At 67.4% G+C, this 19,721-nt stretch carries 17 protein-coding genes and 1 tRNA gene; 4 read left to right on the forward strand and 14 right to left on the reverse strand.

Features of this window, described 5'->3' with window-relative positions; genetic code table 11:
* Nucleotides 1–54: 54 nt before the first annotated feature.
* The 4 genes from QN350_RS01330 to QN350_RS01345 all read right to left on the reverse strand — a co-directional run bounded on the left by QN350_RS01330 (nucleotide 55) and on the right by QN350_RS01345 (nucleotide 5,097).
* Complete coding sequence (locus tag QN350_RS01330) at nucleotides 55–1,779, reverse strand: HNH endonuclease signature motif containing protein (protein ID WP_322139890.1); 1,725 nt, start codon at nucleotides 1,777–1,779, stop codon at nucleotides 55–57.
* 368 nt (nucleotides 1,780–2,147) lie between these two features.
* A complete protein-coding gene (locus tag QN350_RS01335) occupies nucleotides 2,148–3,116 on the reverse strand; it encodes an FKBP-type peptidyl-prolyl cis-trans isomerase (protein ID WP_322139891.1) in 969 nt (322 codons plus the stop codon).
* Between the two features lie 86 nt (nucleotides 3,117–3,202).
* Nucleotides 3,203–4,333 carry a tRNA (adenine-N1)-methyltransferase gene (locus QN350_RS01340; RefSeq protein WP_322140425.1) on the reverse strand — a complete coding sequence of 377 codons (1,131 nt, stop codon included), beginning with the start codon at nucleotides 4,331–4,333 and terminating at the stop codon, nucleotides 3,203–3,205.
* A gap of 14 nt (nucleotides 4,334–4,347) precedes the next feature.
* A complete protein-coding gene (locus QN350_RS01345) occupies nucleotides 4,348–5,097 on the reverse strand; it encodes an HAD family hydrolase (RefSeq protein WP_416173040.1) in 750 nt (249 codons plus the stop codon).
* Between the two features lie 81 nt (nucleotides 5,098–5,178).
* Between QN350_RS01345 and QN350_RS01350 the strand changes: the two genes are divergently transcribed.
* A complete protein-coding gene (locus QN350_RS01350) occupies nucleotides 5,179–6,129 on the forward strand; it encodes a PAC2 family protein (RefSeq protein ID WP_322139892.1) in 951 nt (316 codons plus the stop codon).
* Between the two features lie 12 nt (nucleotides 6,130–6,141).
* On the opposite strand, the gene mshC is transcribed toward QN350_RS01350, so the two are convergent.
* Genes mshC through QN350_RS01365 form a run of 3 tightly spaced genes read right to left on the reverse strand, consistent with a single transcriptional unit; the run spans nucleotide 6,142 to nucleotide 9,670 of the window.
* Entirely contained in the window at nucleotides 6,142–7,464 is a 1,323-nt protein-coding gene (gene mshC, locus QN350_RS01355) for a cysteine--1-D-myo-inosityl 2-amino-2-deoxy-alpha-D-glucopyranoside ligase (RefSeq protein WP_322139893.1), read from the reverse strand.
* Between the two features lie 10 nt (nucleotides 7,465–7,474).
* Nucleotides 7,475–8,329 carry an undecaprenyl-diphosphate phosphatase gene (locus tag QN350_RS01360; RefSeq protein ID WP_322139894.1) on the reverse strand — a complete coding sequence of 285 codons (855 nt, stop codon included), beginning with the start codon at nucleotides 8,327–8,329 and terminating at the stop codon, nucleotides 7,475–7,477.
* 15 nt (nucleotides 8,330–8,344) lie between these two features.
* A complete protein-coding gene (locus QN350_RS01365) occupies nucleotides 8,345–9,670 on the reverse strand; it encodes a M20/M25/M40 family metallo-hydrolase (RefSeq protein WP_322139895.1) in 1,326 nt (441 codons plus the stop codon).
* A gap of 150 nt (nucleotides 9,671–9,820) precedes the next feature.
* Here QN350_RS01365 and QN350_RS01370 point away from each other — a divergent pair.
* Nucleotides 9,821–9,903, forward strand: a tRNA-Leu gene (locus tag QN350_RS01370).
* Between the two features lie 259 nt (nucleotides 9,904–10,162).
* Here QN350_RS01370 and cls read toward each other — a convergent pair.
* The gene (gene cls / locus QN350_RS01375) at nucleotides 10,163–11,572 is read right to left on the reverse strand and encodes a cardiolipin synthase (RefSeq protein ID WP_322140427.1); all 1,410 of its coding nucleotides are present in this window, start codon (nucleotides 11,570–11,572) and stop codon (nucleotides 10,163–10,165) included.
* A 211-nt stretch (nucleotides 11,573–11,783) separates the two neighbouring features.
* Between cls and QN350_RS01380 the strand changes: the two genes are divergently transcribed.
* The gene (locus tag QN350_RS01380; RefSeq protein WP_322139896.1) at nucleotides 11,784–12,521 is read left to right on the forward strand and encodes a phosphatase PAP2 family protein; all 738 of its coding nucleotides are present in this window, start codon (nucleotides 11,784–11,786) and stop codon (nucleotides 12,519–12,521) included.
* Complete coding sequence (locus QN350_RS01385) at nucleotides 12,518–13,288, forward strand: phosphatase PAP2 family protein (protein ID WP_322139897.1); 771 nt, start codon at nucleotides 12,518–12,520, stop codon at nucleotides 13,286–13,288. The genes QN350_RS01380 and QN350_RS01385 overlap by 4 nt, the downstream gene beginning before the upstream one ends.
* Nucleotides 13,289–13,313: 25 nt before the next feature.
* On the opposite strand, the gene QN350_RS01390 is transcribed toward QN350_RS01385, so the two are convergent.
* From QN350_RS01390 to QN350_RS01415, 6 genes are all read right to left on the reverse strand, one after another.
* Nucleotides 13,314–14,063, reverse strand: a complete 750-nt coding sequence (locus QN350_RS01390) for a DUF1206 domain-containing protein (RefSeq protein WP_323502404.1) — start codon at nucleotides 14,061–14,063, stop codon at nucleotides 13,314–13,316.
* 139 nt (nucleotides 14,064–14,202) lie between these two features.
* A complete protein-coding gene (locus QN350_RS01395; RefSeq protein ID WP_322139899.1) occupies nucleotides 14,203–15,540 on the reverse strand; it encodes a class I SAM-dependent methyltransferase in 1,338 nt (445 codons plus the stop codon).
* Nucleotides 15,537–16,916 (reverse strand): FAD-binding oxidoreductase, encoded by a 1,380-nt coding sequence (locus QN350_RS01400; RefSeq protein WP_322139900.1) that lies wholly within the window; start codon nucleotides 16,914–16,916, stop codon nucleotides 15,537–15,539. Before QN350_RS01400 ends, QN350_RS01395 begins: the two co-directional genes overlap by 4 nt.
* Before the next feature lie 46 nt (nucleotides 16,917–16,962).
* Nucleotides 16,963–17,784, reverse strand: a complete 822-nt coding sequence (locus QN350_RS01405) for a hypothetical protein (RefSeq protein ID WP_322139901.1) — start codon at nucleotides 17,782–17,784, stop codon at nucleotides 16,963–16,965.
* Entirely contained in the window at nucleotides 17,781–18,605 is an 825-nt protein-coding gene (locus tag QN350_RS01410; protein ID WP_322139902.1) for a heavy metal-binding domain-containing protein, read from the reverse strand. The genes QN350_RS01405 and QN350_RS01410 overlap by 4 nt, the downstream gene beginning before the upstream one ends.
* 40 nt (nucleotides 18,606–18,645) lie before the next feature.
* The gene (locus tag QN350_RS01415; RefSeq protein ID WP_322139903.1) at nucleotides 18,646–19,584 is read right to left on the reverse strand and encodes a heavy metal-binding domain-containing protein; all 939 of its coding nucleotides are present in this window, start codon (nucleotides 19,582–19,584) and stop codon (nucleotides 18,646–18,648) included.
* Between the last annotated feature and the right edge of the window lie 137 nt (nucleotides 19,585–19,721).

Genomic DNA, 19,721 nt, shown 5'->3' on the forward strand with positions numbered 1-19,721 from the left:
GCCGCCCGTGTCGAGCAGTGAGAAGCGGATGCGACACGGTGCCCGGGTCCCTGTTCAGTCGCGGTTGGGTGGTCCGGTGAGGACCTGGTGGGCGCGGTGCCGGTTCGGTGGTCGCCAGAGCCGTTGCGGGTCGAGCAGCCCCGGCGCCCGGACCTGCGGTGAGCCTTTCACCATCCGGATCTCCCACCCCGAGGTGTCGATGGTGTGGTGGTGGAACCAACACAGCAGGACCCCGTTGTCCACGGTCGTCGGCCCGTCCTTGGCCCAGGGCTTCACGTGGTGCACTTCGGCCCAGTGTGCGGGTGCTGTGCAGCCGGGGATGATGCAGCCGCCGTCGCGGGCGGTGATCGCCCGACGTTGCGCCCGGTTGAAGTACCTTCGTTCCGGACCCAGCTTGAGCACCTGGTTGTTTTCCCCGAACAGGACCCCCTGGAAACCGCCGTCACAGATGCGCTGGTGCACGGTCTTGAGCGATACCGGGGCTTCGACGCCGTCGATCCACCCGACGCCGACCCCGGAGGCGAGGTCGGCGGCGTTCACGTGCACCATCACCGTCGGCGCCGACCCGCCCATGCTGGGCGTGTCCTCGTCCCGGGCGGCATGCTCGAACAGGGCCCGCAGGATGTCCGCACGTTTCTCCCCGCCGGTACGGGTGTCCGCGCGCCGTTCTCGCAGCTCCGCTTCGATCACGTCGAGCTCCGGGCCCGTGCCCGCGTTGACGTCGTCACCGGTGTCCGCTGACTCGGCCCCGGGAATCATTTGCCCCGACTCCATCCGGGCCTGTTCCTCCTCGGTTGGAAAGGCGGGCCGGGCGTGGAAGCTGAGGAAGGCGTCGAAGAGGGTGTTCATCATCCCGTAGAGTTCCGGTGTCACCCCGCCCTTGACCGGGTAGAGGCCGTTCTTCAACTGGCCGAAGCCGATGTTCGATTTCGCCTCGAACAGGTCTTCCTGCGGCAGGACCCCGTCGGGGTCGAGGATGGCCTGCCATTGCAGCACCATGCCGCGGATCAGGTCCGCGGCCGCGGGCACCCCGGCGCCGGCGAGGATCTCGGTTTCCGGGGTGATCCACCCGGCCGCCGTGGCCACCAGGGCACGCTCGGCGACCTCGACCTCCGCCGGGACCGCCCGGCGACTGACCGACCCCAGCCCGGTGGTGATCAGCTCGGCCGCTTCCACCCCGATGTCCCCCGCGGTCAGGGCGGCCCCCACGACCGGGAACAACGGCGGCAACACCGCAAGGCCCGCCCGGCGGGGCAACACCGCATCACCCAGCTTGATCCGGCGCTTCACTTCCCGGGCCGACACACGGGTCACCCGCGTAAGCACGTCCCAGGGTCCCCGGCACCCCATCCGCCAGGCCAGACCCTCCCGGCCCAAAACCCGGGCCCGCCGATCCACATCCGTCGCCGTGTTCACCCGGGCAGCATCCACCGTCCGCCCGATGGCCTCGACTTCTTTCAGCGTCGTGACGGCTTCCGCATCGCTGAGCAACCCAACCGGGATCGCGGCCAGGGCTTCGGCCAAGGCCACCTGGATCTCGGCGAGCCGGGCGACAGCATCCGCATGCACCGACGGCACCGACCCGGCCAGCCCTTCAGCGCCTTCGAAACCTTCGGCAACCGCAACGGGATGCGCCGACTCGACTTGCCCATCCGAGGACTGGACCGGTGATTCACCCGACGATTCGGTGGAGGCGAGGCCCATCGGTGTGGGCTGATCCCCCGCGGCCAGATCGTCTGCCTGCGGGGTATGTGACTGGGGATCCGTAGCTCCTGCCATGCCCCGATTCTACCCCGAATCGAACACGAATGCGAGACTTACTCACATAATTTTAGGAGTCTGATCCTGACTTTCAGACGTTTGAGCGCACGCACGCCAGCACTGTGTGGCGAACTCAGGAGATCCGCCCGGGAGAGCACTACCGGCCCGCGGACCAGTGCGGCCGATCCCACCCGGCAGCACGGATCTCCTGAATTCGACACACTCACTAGCTCAGACGCGCCCGCATGGTCCTGGCCCGAGGTTCGTGGGGCATGCGTGCAGACCCGGGCGATCCGGCGAAAGTACGGGACAGTCCCCGGAAAACACGCGTCGCCGCCCGTTCTCGTGAACGGAGGGCGACGCGTGCGGCAGTGCAGTGGTGGGGGCTAGCCGATGCCGAGGATGTCGATGACGAAGACGAGGGTGGAGCCGGCGGGGATGGTTCCCTGCACTGCGTCCCCGTAGCCCTTGGCGGGCGGGACGACGGTGAGGACCTGCGAACCGACGGTCTGGCCGATGATCGCCGTCGCGAAACCGGGGACGACGCCGCCCTGGGTCTTCGAGCCGTCGACGGCGAGCAGCTGTGCCGGTGCGCCCTTGGTCCAGCTGGAGTCGAAGACCTTCTTCTCGGCCCAGAGGACGCCGGTGTAGTGCACGGTGACCGTGTCGCCCTCCTTGACGGTGTCGCCGGTGCCCTTCTTCAGGACGGCGACCTGAAGGTCAGCCGGCGGTGTGCCGCCCGGGATGGTGATGCCCGGGGTGCCGTTGCCGTCGAGCACGACGGCGGGAAGACCGTTGACCGGGGTCTGGTCGGCACCGTTCGCCCGGAGCAGGTAGGTCTTCACGACGTCGATCACGAAGACCAGCGAGTCGGTCGCGGCGATCCCGAGGGTGGGGTTGCCGCCCTGCGGTCCGAACGCGTCATCCGGGGAGACGACGACGGCGATGCGCGAGCCGGCCTGCGCGCACGCGAGCCCGTCGGTGATGCCCTTGATGGTCTGGTCGTTGAGGGTGAGCACGTTCGCGCTCGTACTGTCGTACTTGCTGACCTGGATCGGCGAGCCCGTCGTCCCGTTGTAGACGTTGAGTTCGATCTTCGCCTGCTGGCCGGTGACAAGCCTGTCGCCGGAGCCGGGGACGATGACCCGGCCCTGGGTTGCCCCGGTCATGAGGGGGGTGGGGAAGTCGACCTTCGGGACTGCGCCGAGGTTGTCGCTGACCGTGACGAGCTTCGAGGCGGCGCCATCGCTGATGGGTGCGACGCAGCTCGACGCGGCATCCGCACTGCTGCTGCACCCGGTGAGGGCGGCAAGCAGAAGGCTGGCAGTCGCAATGAGGGCAGAAGCTCTACGCACAGGATCTCATTTCAGTGTGGGACGTTCAGCGTGCGGCGCCCTCGGGGCACCCACAGTCGGGAGGCCGAACACGGCCGGAGCCTATCCTAACCGGCGTCGGCTGCGGTATCGGTCGTGGGGTCGGTCTCGGTGTCGGTGGGCGTCTCGGTGGTTCCGGGCTCGTCCAATGGCGTGGCGAGGACGGCCGGCCCCCGCCCGTCGAGGCCCCGGGCCTTGGAGGTGGCCGCGCCGGCCTCCGCGATCCGGACCCGCTTGCGCATGACCTTCCCGCTCACGCTGCGTTCCCCGAGTGCGCCCGGGGTCCAGGCCTCGACATCCGCATCCGAGAAGTCGGTCTTCGAGGGCCTGCGCTTGAGCTCGGGCAGGATCGTGTCGGGTGCGAGACGCCGGGCCGTGATGAGGAACCCGGTGTGCCCGATCATGCGGTGGTCAGGGCGGACCGCAAGCCCTTCGACGTGCCAGCCGCGCACCATGGTCTCGTTCGAATCCGGGTTCGTGTAGAAGCCGGTTCCGCGGATGGCCTCGGCCACCCGGGAGAGCTGGGTCACGGTCGCGACGTAGCAGAGCAGGACGCCGCCGGGCTTGAGTGCGGCGGAGACGGCCTCGAGGCATTCCCAGGGGGCGAGCATGTCGAGCACGACCCGGTCGGCCGTCTGGTCCGGGACCGCCGACGGCAGGGCGTCCGCAAGGTCACCGAGGGTGATCGTCCAGTTCGACGGGTCGGCGCCGAGGAACGTCGCGACGTTGTCCCTCGCGACGTCGGCGAACTCGGCGCGGCGTTCGAAGGAGGCCAGGTGCCCGGCCGGCCCGATCGCGCGAAGCAGCCAGAGCGACAGGGCTCCGGAGCCCACCCCGGCCTCGACGACCGTCGCGCCGGGGAAGATGTCGGCCTGGGCCAGGATCTGGGCTGCGTCCTTGGGGTAGATGATCGCAGCGCCCCGCGGCATCGACATCACGAAGTCGTTGAGCAGCGGGCGCAGCGCGAGGTGCTCGACCCCGACGTTGTTCACGACGACGGATGCATCGGGCAGGCCGATGATGTCGTCGTGCGCGAGGATTCCCCTGTGGGTGTGGAAGACCTTGCCCGGCTCGAGCGTGATCGTGTTGAGCTTGTTCTTGGGGCCGGTCAGCTGCACACGGTCACCGACCCGGAAGGGCCCGCTGCTCTGGATGACCTGGGTGTACTCGCCGTTCGGGGTGGTGCCGGTGTCGCTCATGTTGTCGGTGTCGCTCATGCGTGGGTGTCGTCCTCGATCGGATGCGGGCCGGAACCGGGCCGCGCGGGTACCTCGGCGGCATCCGCGCGCCGCTCGGCAAAGACAGTGTGGACGCCGGCCAGCGTGCGTCCGTGCAGGGTCGGCCACAGTTCGTACCGGGCGCTGGCCTCGATCTCGACCATGTGCGGAACCGCGATGACGACGGCGCCGGAGGCGACGGCCGCCGCAATGCCGGGAAGGGAGTCTTCGACGGCGACGCAGTCTGCGGGGGCGACACCGAGCAACAGGGCGGCGGACAGGTAGGCCTCGGGGTGCGGCTTGCTCTGGACGACCATGTCCCCGGCGACGATCGCGTCGAACGCGGCGAATCCGACCTGGTCGGACACCTGCTGCGCCATCCGGTGTTCTGACATGGTCACAAGGGCCATCGGGATGCCCGCGGCCTTGACCTCCGTCATCAGTTCGAGCGCTCCAGGACGCCATGGCGCCCCGAATTCGCCGAGAAGACCCTGCACCCGGGTGGTCAGTCGGTCGACGATCGCTTCGGCGTCGAGGCGGACCCCGCGGTCCTGCAGGATGGACGCGGAGTTCAGCAGGCCACTGCCGACCAGGAGCATGCAATCGCTGTGCGTCCAGACCCCGCCGAAGCTTTCGACGAGCTCGGTTTCGGCGCGCATCCAGTACGGCTCCGAGTCGACGATCGTGCCGTCCATATCCCACAGCACGGCCGCGGGCAAGGGCGAATTCAGACGGAACGGGTTCACAGGGTCCAAGTGTAAGGGGCACCGCTTATCCTTGACTGACGGTGCTTTTCCGGGCGCCCCGGCAGATCGAGGTTTCACGCAGTGACAGATGGCAATGGATTCCTGGGCGGACGCCTCCTCGTGGTGGCGTTCGCGGGCTGGAACGACGCGGGTGAGGCTGCGACCGGTGCCGTGGGCATCCTCAGGGACCTCCTCGACGTGTCCTCCCTCTTCGAGGTGGACCCCGAGGTCTACTTCGACTACCAGTTCAACCGGCCGACGATCTCCACGGATGACGAGGGTCACCGCCAGCTCGAATGGCCCGGCGCGACCCTGTTCGGTCCAGCCGAACCCGGAGTAGTCGGCGAGCCTCTCGCCGATGACGCGCAGTTGCGCGTGAGCGGCAGCAACGCGGGCAACATCTACCTGCTGCTGGGCACCGAGCCGAGCCGCAGCTGGAAGGGATTCACCGCTGAGGTGCTCGACGCCGCCCTCGCGGCGGACATCGGCGGAATCGTCTTCCTCGGCGCCATGCTCGCCGACGTTCCGCACACGCGCCCGATCTCCATCTTCGTCTCGAGCGAGAATCCCGAGGTGCGCAGCGAGCTGCAGATCGAGCGCAGCAGCTACGAGGGTCCCGTCGGCATTCTGAGCGTGCTCTCGCACGCGGCCGAGCTCGTCGGCATCCCGACCCTCTCGATCTGGGCGTCGGTCCCCCACTACGTGCACAACGCGCCGTCTCCCAAGGCGATGCTCGCCCTGATCGACAAGCTCGAGGAGATCATCGACGTGGTGATCCCGCGCGGCGACCTCGTCACCGAAGCCGAGGAATGGCAGACCGGTATCGACACCCTCGCTGCGGACGACGAGGAGATGGCCGCGTACATCAACCAGCTCGAACAGGCCAGGGACACGGTCGACTCGCCGGAGGCGAGCGGCGAGGCGATCGCCCAGGAGTTCGAGAAGTACCTCCGCAAGCGCGGAGACGGCCGCGACGGCCAGGCCGGCCGCGCAGACGGTCGTCCGGGACCAGACGGGCCGCGTCAGCCGTAGCCCTTCGCCTGGCTAGAGCGCGATGCCCAGCAGGGCGTCGATGGCCAGGGCGATGAGCTCCGGCTCGGCCGCGCCGGAAACGGCTGCGGCGTCGAGGGTCCGCAGCACTGCCGGGGTGTCGAGGTCGTTGACGAGCGCCGCCCGCAGCGTGACGATGACCTCGTCAGCGCTTGCGACGGCATCCGTGTCGACATCAGCGAGAGTGCCATCGGCGTTCGCGGTCGTGTCTGCGGTGGCCCGACCGAAGGCGTTCGTCCACGCCTCGAGGCGCGCCTCGGCTGCGGTGAGCGAGTCAACCGTCCACTCCCAGTCGCTGCGATAGTGCTGAGCGAGCAAAGCCAGGCGGATGGCCCGGGGATCGGTGCCCCCGGCACGCAGCGCCGACACGAGCACGAGGTTGCCGAGCGACTTGCTCATCTTCTCGCCCTGGTAGGCGACCATGCCGGTATGGCTGTACACGCCGGCGAGCGGATGCCCGGAGAGGGCGGCAGCGTGGCCGCCGCTCATGTCGTGGTGCGGGAAGATCAGGTCTGATCCGCCGCCCTGCACGGTGAAGTCCGTGCCGAGTTCCTTGAGCGCGATCACGGAACATTCGATGTGCCAGCCGGGTCGGCCGGCGCCGACGCGGGAGTCCCAGGCCGGTTCCCCCACCCGGGCGGCACGCCAGAGCAGCGGGTCGAGGGCGTCGCGCTTTCCCTCGCGGTCAGGATCGCCGCCACGCTCGGCGAAGAGGGTCAGCATCTGCTCGCGGTCGAGGTTGCTCTCGTCGCCGAGTCGCCACGGTGCGACCCGTTCTGCGGCGGCGATGTCGAAGTAGATGTCGGAACCTGCCGACTCTGCCGGGCCGTCGGTGTCGGAGAGCTCGGCGGCGTCGACGGCGACCGCGTAGGCGAGGCCGTCGTCCCAGAGCTGGGCGACCGCGTCGGCGACCTCCTCGATGACCTCGGTCACGGCGACGTAGCTGTCCGGAGGGATGATGCCCAGGGCTTCCATATCGGTGCGGAACAGGTCGACCTGGGACGCTGCGAGGTCCCGCCAGTCGACACCGGTCGCCGTCGCCCGCTCCAGGAGCGGGTCGTCGACATCCGTCACGTTCTGCGCGTAGTGCACGCGGTATCCGGCGTCGAGCCAAACCCGCTGGAGGGTGTCGAAGGCGAGGTAGGTGTTCGCATGCCCGATGTGCGTCGCGTCGTAGGGCGTGATCCCACAGACGTAGAGCCGGGCGACGTCGACCGGTTCCGCGAGCACGAGGGCTTCCGTCGCCGTGTCGTACAGGCGCGGAGCTTCGGAGTTTCCGGGAAGGACGGGGATGTCGGGGTGTCGCCAGGCGCGCATTCAGGGACCCCTATGCCGCGATGGTGTTGGTCGCGAGCAAGGCCATCAGTGCGAAGCCGAGCACGATGCGGTAGATGACGAACGGCAGGAAGCTGCGCTTGGAGATGTAGTTCATGAAGAATCCGATCACGAACAGGGCGACGATGAAGGCGACGACGGTGGCGACCGCGGTTTCGGCCGGACCGAAGATTTCCGGGGTGCAGTTGGTGGCGCCTTCGAGGCACGGGTGCGCGATGGCCTTGTACATCTCGTAGAAGCCGCTGCCGAGCACGGCCGGGATGGCGAGCAGGAACGCGTAGCGGGCGGCGGCGCGGCGCTCGTAGCCCATGAACAGGCCGGCCGTGATCGTTCCGCCGGAGCGGGAGACGCCGGGGATCAGCGCGAGCGCCTGGGCGAAGCCGTAGATGACGCCGTGCGTGACCGTGATGTCCTTCAGGCGGCGCCGGTGGGCCCCGACCGCATCGGCGACGCCGAGCAGCACGCCGAAGACGATGAGCACGGTCGCCGTGATCCACAGGTTGCGAAGGGTGGACTCGATCTGGTTCTGGAAGACCAGGCCGAGCACGACGATCGGGAGCGAGCCGAAGATGATGAGCCAGCCCATCCGCGCGTCGGGATCGCTGCGCGGGATCTTGCCGAACAGGGCCTTGACCCAGTGCGTCACGATGCGCGAGATGTCCCGCCAGAAGAACAGCACGACGGCCGCCTCCGTGCCGATCTGGATGATCGCGGTGAACCGGGCGCCCGGGTCACCGCCCATGCCGAGCAGTTCGCCGACGATGCGGATGTGGGCACTCGAGGACACCGGGAGGAACTCGGTGAGACCCTGCACGAGTCCCAGAATGATGGCGTTGAGGAAGTTCACCGGTGGCTCGCTTTGCTAGTAGGTCGACAACAGGTCGGTAAGGACCCGCCTGCCAAAGACTAGCGCGTCGAGCGGAACCCGCTCATCGACCCCGTGGAACATGCCCGGGAAATCCAGCTCGGCGGGGAGCCGGAGCGGGGCGAACCCGTACCCGCGGATACCGAGCTTGGACAGGGCTTTGTTGTCGGTTCCCGCGGACAGAAGGTAGGGCAGCACGGGGGCGCCCGGGTCGTGCCGGTGCAGGCTGCCGACGACGGCGTCGACGAGCGGGCCGCCGAAGTCGGTCTCGAGGCCGATGTCCCTGTGCATGACGACGATCTCGATATCCGGGCCGATGAGGCTCGCGACCTCGGCGAGCACCGCGTCCTCCTCGCCGGGAAGGGTGCGGATGTCGATGAGCGCCTCGGCGAGGTCGGGGATCACATTGTGCTTGTACCCGGCCTTGAGCAGCGTGGGGTTGGTCGTGGTGCGGAGGCTGGCCTGGATGAATCCGGAGGCGGTGCCGGTCGCGAGGGCGAGTTCGTCCGGGCCGACGAGCTGCGGGTCAACGTCGAGGATCCGGGCGATCTCGGCGAGCAGCTGGGTCGTCGTGCCGGTCAGCCGGATCGGCCAATCCTGGCTTCCGATCGCAGCGACAGCGTTCGCGAGTTTCGTGACGGCGTTGTTCCTGATCAGCCGGGAACCGTGGGCGGCGTCGCCCCGGGCTACGAGCTTGATCCAGATGAGGGCCTTCTCCCCCGTCTGCAGCAGGTAGGCGCGCTGGCCGCCGAGGGTGATCGAGTAGCCGCCGACCTCGCTGATCGCCTCGGTGGCGCCGGCGAAGAGCTCCGGGCGGGTGTCGACGAGGTGGTGCGAGCCGAGCACTCCCCCGGCCTCCTCGTCGGCGAAGAACGCGACGACGAGGTCGCGTGCCGGCGCGTCCCCTGCCCCGAGGATGTCGCCCAGGGCGGCGAGGATCATCGCATCCATGTTCTTCATGTCGACGGCTCCGCGGCCCCAGAGCAGGCCGTCCTTGATGACGCCGGCGAAGGGGTCGACCGACCAGGCCTCCGGGTCGGCGGGGACGACGTCGAGGTGGCCGTGGACCACGAGCGCGCCCGCCTCGCGGTTCCGGCCGGGCACGCGCACGACGACGCTCGTTCGGCCCGGCTCCGAGTCGAAGAGTTCCGGGGTGAGTCCCAGGCCCCTGAGGTGCTCGGCGACGTACTCCGCGGCATCCGTTTCGCCGTTGGATCGGCCCTCGCCGTAGTTCGTGGTGTCGAACCGGATCAGGTCGCGGGCGAGTTCCGCGGTCAGATCGAGGGGTGTTGCCGGATCGGTGTCGTCTGCCCAGGAAGCCATGACTTCACGCTATCGGTAGTCGTCGTCGAGAGGGCTCGTGGGCGGTCAATGACCGTCATCTGACAGGCGCGTGGCAGGGGTGTGCCGGAGGGCCTCGAAATCCGTGCTAGATTATTGACTTGTCAGCCGGTCAACGGCTGGCCAGCACCAGCCCGGGTGGCGGAATGGCAGACGCGCTAGCTTGAGGTGCTAGTGCCCTTATGGGCGTGGGGGTTCAAGTCCCCCCTCGGGCACAGAATGAAGATCCGGTAGGTCAGGTTCTTCGCTGTGAAATGAAATAGGTCGAGACATCCAACGGATGTCCGGCCTATTTTTTTTGCCCGGATCGGATGCTCAGCGATTCTTGCGATATATGCAGCCTGCAGTTTGCTGACAGTGGCCCAAGGACTCGTTCTGATGCGTTCCCGATCGTGCCGCCCGAGTCCTGAAGAACGACTGACGTACCTGCCCTCGTTGTGCGACGGGCGCGGGAGTGATCGCGCTATGCGGCGGTCATTGGACCGTTGCCGTGAGCCGGCTGAGGTTGTCCAGGACTTGTGTGCGCAGCGGCCGCTCGAGCCACTCGTCGAGGAGCACCTCCCGAGAATGGGTCCGGTAGTCGTCCTGAATGCTGCGCAGCGCGTCGACGAAACGTCTCCCCCGGACGAGCAGCGAGACTTCGAAGTTGAGGCTGAACGAGCGCATGTCCATATTGCTCGACCCGATCACCGCGACTTCATCGTCGACGGTGAAATGCTTGGCATGCAGGACGACCGGTTTCTCGTACAGGAAGATGCGCACGCCCGCCCGCAACAGGGTCTCGTAGTACGAGCGTTGTGCGTGGTAGACGAGGGCCTGGTCGGCGACTTCGCAGGCGTACAGGTGCACCGTTACTCCCCGTTCCGCGGCCGTCGTGATCGCGTAGAGCATGGAGTCGTCGGGGACGAAGTAGGGGCTGGCGATGACGAGTCGTTCCTGGGCCGAGTAGAGCAGGGCGTTGAAGACCCGCAGGTTGTTCTCGCCTTCGAATCCGGGCCCACTCGGGACGACCTGGCAGTCGAGGGTGTCCTCGGTGGTCACGGAATAGATCGGGTCTGCCTCACGGGTGAGGAGGTCTTCCGTCTCGGAGTACCAGTCGGTGATGAAGATCGCGTTGACGCCCGCCACGACGGGGCCTTCCAGCCGCACCATGAGATCCTTCCACCGGAGGTTCCGTCTGATGTTTCCCCTGGTGTTGTAGCTGGGGTCGACCATGTTCTGCGAGCCCATGAATCCGACGATTCCGTCGATCACGAGCACCTTGCGGTGGTTTCGCAGGTCCGGGCGCCGCCATTGGGTTCTGAAGGGATGGAAGGGCAGCATTTCGTGGGAATCGATGCCGACGTTCCTCAGCCAACGGCGGGTCGCCCGGCCCTGCGGGCTCCGGATCGTCGAGATGTGGTCGTAGAGAACCCTGACGATCACACCCCGTTCATGGGCTGCGAGGAGAGCGTCGAAGAACGGCATCGTCGTCCGGTCCCGGCTGAGAATGTAGAACTCCACGTGCACGTACCGTTCGGCCCGCATCACTTCCTCGGTCATCGCGGCGATCGATTCCTCGTAGTCAGGCAGAAGCACAGCGTCGTTGCCGCCGACGAGCGGCATGGCGCCCAAGGTGTGGTTCAGTTCGACGACGGATTCGAACCATTGGGGCCAGGTCTCCGTCTTGGAGACCTGATCGAGGCCGGCGGTCGTGCCGAGGATGTAGTCGTTGATGTCCTGTTGCTTTTCGCGCCGTGCCTTCGGGAGCCTGGTGCTGCCGAACAGGCTGAAGAGGACCGCTCCGGGAATCGGCGCAATGAAGATCGCCATCAGCCAGGCCATCGCCGCCGTGGGACGGCGGTTCGGCGGAATTCTGATGACCGCCCCGACGCGGATGGCCATCTCGATGACGAGGAGCGCGATCGGCAGGGCCTTGGGCAGCTTTCGCAGGTTCACTCTGGAAGTCCGATCTGACGGGCGGCCGCGCGGATTCACGTGTCCCCACCTTAGTTGGGTCGACGGTACCCCGGGAGGTAAGCTCGCCTTCACCTTCGATCACCGCACCATCATGCTGACCGGTCGGTGCCCATCAAACGATCCTTTGGCTGGAGTCATGGCCGGTAGTTCAACAGAACGCTCGGATGCAGCGCCCGGTGTGCGTCCTGAACGTGCGGCAACGTCGGGTGCACGACGCGTCTCCCGGCGGTGGCCGCTGATCAGTGGCCTCGCAGCCGTCGCCCTGGCGTGTGCGCTGGGCGCTCTGATCGCAACCCGCGACCATGGGCTGCCGCTGTCCATCGACGTGGAATGGATGAGGGAACTGGTTGAGAATCGCGAACCCCTCTGGCAGGTCCTGGCACTGTCGATGGACTTCCTCGGAGGAGGCGTGGTGGCGACCCTCGTCGTGCCGGTGCTCGTCGCCGCCGCACTCTTCCTGGCCCGACGTCCCTGGGCGGCGGCTTACTACCTGGTCGCGACCATCGTCACCGGAGCGGGCGTCCAACTCCTGAAACAATTCTTCGGACGCGCACGCCCAGAAAATTTCCTGACGAACCTCGATTTCGGGTCTTTCCCATCGGGCCACGTTGCCAATGCCGCGACGATGGCGGCCGTCCTGGCGATTCTCGCACCGCGGATCTGGGTCGTCGCCGCGGGGACCGTCTACACGGCCCTCATGATGATCAGTCGCACCTATCTGGGTGCCCACTGGCTGACCGATACCGTGGGAGCCCTGCTGCTCGGAATCGGCGTCGCAATTGTCGTCTGGGCGCCGCTCGCGGCCAAGCTCGACGGTGAACGCGCACTTGCCAGGGATCGCCGGTCACGTTCGACACACGGTGGTGCCTCGTGACTTCTCCCCACACCGACGACGAGCGGCCTACCGTGCGCGGCATCCGCTCGAGATTCATCGCGGAGGAGCGCGTGCTGGGACCCGACTCACGCCGGCGACTTTATCTGACGTCGATGATCCTCGCCGGTTCCGGTGCCGCCTGTTTCCTGGCGATCCTCGCCTCCGTTCTGCTGAACGCTGGACTGACCGGCGTGGACGCGCCTGTGCAGGACTGGCTCTTCGGACTGCGGTCGCCGATCATGACGGCGGTCATGATCGGACTGGCGATCCTTTTCGGGCCCGTCGCCCTTCCCGGCCTCCTGCTCGTCGTGTGTGTGGTCTGGGGCATCGTCGGCAAGCACGCCCGACGTCCACTGATCCTGGCATCGGCCATGTTGGTCGGAGTCGTGCTGGCGCAGCTGATCGGCCATGCGGTGGACCGCCATCGGCCGCCGACCGATCTCATGCTGTTCGGCCCCGATCCATCCTTCTCCTTTCCGTCCGGACACGTCCTGGGCGCGTCAGACTTCGTCCTGTTGACCGCATATCTCGTGTTCTCCCGTCGTGGAAGCATCCGCGGAGCAGTGGCAGGCTTCGGCTTCGCACTCCTGTGCATCGTCGCCGCGGCGGTCAGTCGGGTCTATCTGGGCTATCACTGGGCAACGGATGCCCTGGCATCCGTCTCGCTGTCCCTGATGATTGTGGGCGGCGTGATCGCCTACGACACGTGGCGAAGCCTTCGGGCTTCCGAGGAGTCCCAGATCACGATCCCGCCTGCTGCGGACTGACCTGGACCCGCGTGAATCTCAGATGTCAGAGCCGGGCGCGCCAGGCCCTGACGAAGCAGTACAGCCCATAGGCAATCAGACCCGCCCCCAGAGCAGACAGGATAAGCCCGCCGAACGGGAGCGCGACGAGGGACCTCAGCGCCCCATCCAGACCGGTCGACTGGCTCGGGTCCAGGGTTATGGCCGCAACCACGATGAGGACCGCCACGACACCCAACACAATTCCCTTGGCGACGTAGCCGACGATTCCCAAGCCGAGGACAACCTTTCCAGCAGACCCGCTCGGCACCGAGATATCTGCCGTGAACTTCTGCAACGCACCCTTGCGCACGAAGTAGACCCCGATGGCCAGCACGAGGAGACCCCCGGCCAGGAGGACGATCACGCCCCCTGGCGCCGCAAGAAGCGATGCGCTGGCATCACGGGCACTGCCGGAGGAACTCGTCGCTCCCCCCTGCGCAAAGGTGTACGCGGTCACCGCAAGGAGGAAATAGACAACCGCCTTGCCGACTTCAGTGACGCGCCGGGACCACTTACGTTTGGGGTCTGCTCCGCGCATCAGGAACGCTCCCAGAAGCAGCCAGAGCCCGAGGGCGGCCATTCCCGCGACCACAACCCACAGAACGAATACTCCGCCCGGGCTCGTCGCGAGCTGCCCGAGAGCACCGGACTGATCTGCACTACCGCTTCCGGCGCCAACTGCGATAGCGATGGCTATCGCGGCGATGAGGATGTGCAACAAGCCGTTGACGGCGAAGCCCAGGCGGGCAAGCATCTGCAAAGCGCGGCTGTTCTTTGCTGTGCTGGCAACGCCGGCCGCTGAGTTACTGATCACGCCTCAGCTTAGGACGACATCGGTTCTCCGGACCATCATTCTTCCGCAATGAACGTCCCCAACGAACTTCCCCAACGAATCAGGGCGTCCACCACGGTCGTAGGGGCAGGTCAGTGAGGCCCTCAGCGCCCGACGGCTTCACCGCAAGTACCTGGTGCAGCTGGATGCCCCCGGTCTCGAAGGCGAGCCGTGAGCCGGCCATGTACAGTCCCCACACCTTCGCGGTCTGCAGCCCAACCTCGGTCACGGCCTCATCCCAGTGCTCGACGAGGTTGGCGCACCAGTCCCGCAGGGTCAGGGCGTAGTGCTGGCGCAGGTTCTCCTCGTGCACGACCTCCAGGCCGGTGTCCTGTGCGGCGCTGATGATGCGGCCCGAGCCGGTGAGCTCGCCGTCGGGGAAGACGTACCGGTCGATGAACCCGCGGGTGGACGCCTCGGAGCGGTTGTCCGGGCGGGTGATGCAGTGGTTGAGCAGGAGCCCGCCCTGGCGCAGGCGGGACTGCAGGAATTCGAAATACGCGGGATAGTTGCGCACGCCGATGTGCTCGAGCAGCCCGATCGACGACACGGCGTCGAAGCCGGTGTCGGCGATGTCGCGGTAGTCGCCGAACCGGACCTCGGCGAGGTCGACCAGGCCCTCCTCGGCGATCGCACGCTGCGCCCAGCCGGCCTGCTGTTCCGACAGGGTCACTCCTGTGGCCCTCACGCCGCGGCGGGCGGCGTAACGCACCATGCCGCCCCAGCCGCAGCCGACGTCGAGCAGCCGGTCGCCCGGCTTCAGCCGAAGCTTCTCGAACACCAGCCGGTACTTGTTCTCCTGGGCCTCGTCGAGGGACGCATCCGGACCCGGGTAGCACGCGCACGTGTAGGTCATCGACGGCCCGAGCACCCACTCGTAGAAGGTGTTCGAGACGTCGTAGTGGTGGTGGATCGCCTCGGCGTCCCTGCCCTTGCTGTGCCGGAGTCCCCCGGCGATCCGGCGCCAGCGCGGCGGTGCCTCCAGTTCCGGCGGTTTGATCGGGCGCAGGTGCCCGACTCCGATCGAGCGGATGATGGTGGCCATCACCCGGGGCGACGGCAGCGTGAAGATCAGGTCGCCGGTGAGCGCTCTGAGAAGTTCGTACGGGTCGCCGGGGTGCACCCCGTGGATCTCGAGGTCACCGGCGATGTAGGCGCGGGCCAGGCCCAGGTCGCCGCGGCCGGTCGCCAGGTAGGTCGTGCCCCGCGGCGTTCTCAGCTCCAGCCCGAACGGTGCCTCCGGCGGGCCGGCCGAACTCCCGTCGTAGGCGGTGAAACGGAGTGGGAGCCGTCCGCCGGCCAGGATTTCAAGGATCCCGGCGAGGGCGAGCCTCCCCTCCGGCTCCGACGTGCGAGCCCCTTCCGTGGCTTCCGAGGATCGCTGCTGGAACGTGGTCATCGTCGTTGCACCGCCTTTGCGTAGAGGTCGAGGAGACGTGAGTCGGGGTCGTAGCGGTTCTTGACGCTCCGGTAGGCGTCTCCGCCATAGAGTTCATCGAATCTCTCCGGAGAGTAGTACGAGTCCGAGTACAGCGACTTGTGCCCGTCGAACTCGCTGACCGCGGCCTCGATCAGACGGTTCGTCGCCCCTTCGATGGACCCCACCGGTACCGTCGACCAGAATCCGACGTTGACATAGGTCTGCCGGGGCCGCAGCGGGTAGAGCGGCCAGTCGCCGTCGTCACGCAGCCTCAGCGGGCAGAGCCAGATCGGTTCGATCGGCACCGTGTCCAGGAACCAGTCGAGGAACTCCGCACAGCGCTCGATCGGTATCTCGACGTCCTGCACGACCCGTTCCCGGGGCGGACGATTCCGGAGTCGCTCGAGGCGATCGCCGATGTGGAATCGCTGTTCGTAGCGCATGAGCCTTCCGTAGAAGCTGCTGCGCCGAAGCGTTTTGGGCCACAGCCTGCGCACGAGCGGACGCTGGGCACCGAATGCCTCCGAGCACCAGAACCAGTCCGTGTCCCATCGCCAGAGGTAGTCATGGATCGTCAGCCGGTCGACCGTTGTTCCCTCGTCGTGCTGGATGGAGCGGTAGTAGATCTTCTGGCCGGTGTAGTCGCTCACGGGGCCGGGCGCCGCGGTCTGCGTGCCCAGGCAGAGGTAGCCCTCTGTGGCGCTGAACACCACGCCGTCGAGGTAATCGACGCGGTGACCGTCGAATTCCCCGGTCGTGACGATTCGGCCCATCGCCGCGACGAGGTCGGGAAGCGAGTGGAACCGAACGTGCCGGATCTCGACGAAGGGTTCCACCGGCTCCAGCTCGATGCGCAGGCGCACCGCGTAACCGAGGGTGCCGTAGGAGTTGGGGAAGGCACGGTAGAGGTCATCGTGCTCGGTGGGCGAAGCGGTGACGACCTCGCCCGTTCCCGCGAGGATGTCCAGCTCCAGCACCGACTCGTGCGGGAGTCCATTGCGGAACGACGTCGACTCGATGCCCAGGCCCGTGACCGCACCGCCGAGGGTGATCGTCTTCAGCTGCGGCACCACGAGGGGCGCCAACCCGTGCGGCAGCGTCGCGGCGACGAGGTCGGCGTACGTGCACATGCCGGCCACGTCGGCCGTCCGCGCCTCCGGGTCGACCGCGATGACGCCGGTCAATCCCGACGTGTCCAGGCCCGGTGTGTCCGGTTTCGTGCGTGACCGGAACAGGTTCGACGTGGGCTTGGCCAGCCGCACGGATGCCGCCGGCGGGACCGCCCGGTAGCTCGCGAGGAGTCGCTCGACGCCGGCGGCGTGAGCGGTGCGTGCGTCGATCGCAGGAGTGGTCACGCCGCCAAGCTAGTCCTCGTCAGCGCAGCCCGCACGTGCATCGCCGTTACGAGAGATCGAGACTGGACCTGGCGAAACGCGCCGTGAGGAACCTGCCGTTGACCAGCAGGGCTTCGGCATCATGTCCGACGGCCGCTTCGTGCATCCTTCTGACGGCGGTCTCCAGGACCGCCAACTGCGCAATCAGGGCATCGTCGGGGGTGGTGCCGTCGGCGAAAACGTGGTCGTGCGCCCACTCGGCCGGGAGGGCAAGATATGTGCGCAGAGTCTCGGGGAGATACGAGGTCGCCGTTCGACTGGCCGTCATCTCGGCTTCCACCTTGCCTGCCAACCTCGGCAGGGTCTCCAGAAGCAGGGCGGTGATCCGACGGACGGCCGTGACGGCTTCCGGCGGGAGACGGGACTCCACTCGTGCCGGAAGGCCTCGCAGATCGCCGTCGAGGGACGCCTCGGCTACCCGCACGTCCGACCCTGTCGACTCGATGCCGAGGGTCTGGAGTGCTCGCGCCGATGCGGAAGCCTCGCCCGCGGCATCCCCCGCCACGGCGGCGACACGGCCGGCGAAGACGCTGAGCCATTCGCCGAGGGTCAGGGTACGCCGTGAGATCACGACGCCGCCGGAAACCCGCTGGGTCTGGGCGAGGAATCGGGGCCCCGCGAGGTGCGTGAGGGTCATGGTCTCACCGTTCGAGGCGAGTCGAATCTCGCTGATGTTCCCGGGCCGGCGAGCGACGCGGTCTGCGAGCGAGCGGTCCCGCAGTACCGTCAGGACGCTCGCGGCCACCGGCGCGGACAGCGCACGAGTGGCCCCGTCGACAAGGCTCGCCAGGAACGACTCCGGGTCGGCCGCGGCGTCCGCCAGGGTCACCAGCGACCACCATCGGTCAGGGGAAGCACCAGGCTCGGAGTGGCGATGACGTGATCCTCGCGCAACTCGCGGACCGCGCTTCCGATCGCAAAGAATTCCGTGGTGTGCCCGCCCCACCGGTGCGGCAGCGACAGGAGTTGCACTCCGACGATGCCGTCGGCCGCAAGGGCTTCGGCCTCCGTCTGCATTCTCCCCATGGCCAGTTCCCGCGCGTCGTACAGTGCCTCCGTGAACTGGGTGATCTCGATGTTCGCCCCGAGGTTGCTGAGGGCGGATATCGCTCCCCGGTGGGCGATGTGATAGACGCAGGTTCCCATCACGAGGCCGAGCGGGGCGTAGCCGGACTGGATCAGGGTCCAGAAGTCCTGACCCGAGAGGTCCGAAGTGAACGGAAGACCCTTGTTGTTGCGCCAGGTACCGCTCGCCGGGGCGTGGTCGGCCACGACGGCTGTTCCGATGGCCACGAATTCGGCCAGGTTGTTGCCGTAGTCCTTGAACTCGATTTCGAGCCGAACGCCCACGATTCCGTCGGCACCCAGGGCGTCGGCCTCCGCCTCCATACGCGTCATCGCGAGTTCGCGAGCGTGGTACATCGCCGCGCTGAGCTTGTCGAGCTCCATGTTCTGGCCCCAGCGTCGCGTCTGGATCCCGACGTGGTACACGCTCGAACCGAGCACCAGCCCGACCGGGCGGAATCCGGCCTGCCGGACCAGGAGGAACTCGTTGACGGACAGGTCGGAGGTGAACAGGTGCTTCTTGCCGTCGGCCAGGCGCGCCCGGGCGCTCGCCGAAAGGGAGACGCCGGTGAGTGGGTCCGTCATGGGGTCGTGGTCCGTTCGCTCGTCATGGGTGAAGCCGGGATCAATGTTCAGGCGTTCGGGGGCGGTGTTTTGGATCGCGCAAGGGCATCACGGTCAGTGGCGGGGGTGCGGCGGGCCGTCTGTTCGCCCGGGGCAGTGCCACGAGAGTCGTGCCGACGATGACGAACTCGGCGTGCAGGTCTCGTGCGTCCGAGCCGCCGCACGCTGTGTCGAACTCGGACAGGGTCGTACCGGTCACGACGAGATCTGCCGCACCGGTGTGCGTGACCCGTCGTGCGAGCCGCTCCCTGGCCTCGCGCCGCGCCGCCTGGACCAGTCGGGTCATCCCGGTCACTTCCCCGTTGATCCAGCTCGTGCGCTGCTGCTGGAGTTGCCAGTCCTCATGCTTCGTCGACACGGACATTCCGAGCACGACACTGTGCGGGAGGTAGCCGGCCAGGAGAGCCGCGGCGCAGTCTTCACCGCTCAGGTTGGTGTACCAGGGATCGGCGTCAGCTGCGGGAAAAGGCAGGTGAGAGGAATCCGTCGAGCGCACGGCCGTGCCGAGGGCGCTGAACTCCCATGCCGTGCCCTCGACGCGGGTGCGATGGATGCGGATATCCACCACGCCGTGCGCCCCGAGTGCCTGCGCCTCGACGCGCATCCGCTTGAGTGCGCCATACCAGCCGCGTTCGTACGCGCCGACGTAGGGGGCGAAGCTGCCCCACGTGGACCCGCCGCCTGAGGTCGTCACGGGCGAAACCTGGCCGATCGATGATGTCCGCATGTTCGTCCCCGACGTCCACCAGGCACAACCGCTGCCCCTCCACCCGAGGTTCATGACCGCGCAGCCGAAGACTTCGCCGACGGCGGTCAGCCCGACGCTCTGGAGGCTCGCCGCCGCCGCGACGGAGAGCAGCGACCCGGAGGTTCGGCTCGCGCGTTGTGCCGCGATGCGCGCATGCGCAGCGGGCGGCAGTCCCCCGGTCCATTCGTCCACGTGCTCATATAAGCACCCCCGGCACGGATAGCGGGGCAATTCCTCCGGTCGGACACGGTTTATTTACCGGTGGCGCGCAAAGCCCTGTGACGCGCAATGCCCGGTGCGCCGGAGACTGTCTCGGGCGCACCGGGCGA

The organism is Cryobacterium sp. 10I5, from assembly GCF_035019865.1.
GTDB lineage: Bacteria > Actinomycetota > Actinomycetes > Actinomycetales > Microbacteriaceae > Cryobacterium > Cryobacterium breve_A.

What these genes read in the sequence shown, in the direction of transcription:
- cls (WP_322140427.1), bottom strand. Translation starts at nt 11,572, where the DNA reads ATGGCCATCCGCGTCGGGGCGGTCATCAGAATTCCGCCGAACCGCCGT.
- QN350_RS01390 (WP_323502404.1), bottom strand. Translation starts at nt 14,063, where the DNA reads ATGCTTGCCCGCCTGGGCTTCGCCGTCAACGGCTTGTTGCACATCCTC.
- QN350_RS01410 (WP_322139902.1), bottom strand. Translation starts at nt 18,605, where the DNA reads ATGACGGACCCACTCACCGGCGTCTCCCTTTCGGCGAGCGCCCGGGCG.
- QN350_RS01340 (WP_322140425.1), bottom strand. Translation starts at nt 4,333, where the DNA reads ATGAGCGACACCGGCACCACCCCGAACGGCGAGTACACCCAGGTCATC.
- mshC (WP_322139893.1), bottom strand. Translation starts at nt 7,464, where the DNA reads ATGCGCGCCTGGCGACACCCCGACATCCCCGTCCTTCCCGGAAACTCC.
- QN350_RS01365 (WP_322139895.1), bottom strand. Translation starts at nt 9,670, where the DNA reads ATGGCTTCCTGGGCAGACGACACCGATCCGGCAACACCCCTCGATCTG.
- QN350_RS01380 (WP_322139896.1), top strand. Translation starts at nt 11,784, where the DNA reads ATGGCCGGTAGTTCAACAGAACGCTCGGATGCAGCGCCCGGTGTGCGT.
- QN350_RS01330 (WP_322139890.1), bottom strand. Translation starts at nt 1,779, where the DNA reads ATGGCAGGAGCTACGGATCCCCAGTCACATACCCCGCAGGCAGACGAT.
- QN350_RS01395 (WP_322139899.1), bottom strand. Translation starts at nt 15,540, where the DNA reads ATGACCACGTTCCAGCAGCGATCCTCGGAAGCCACGGAAGGGGCTCGC.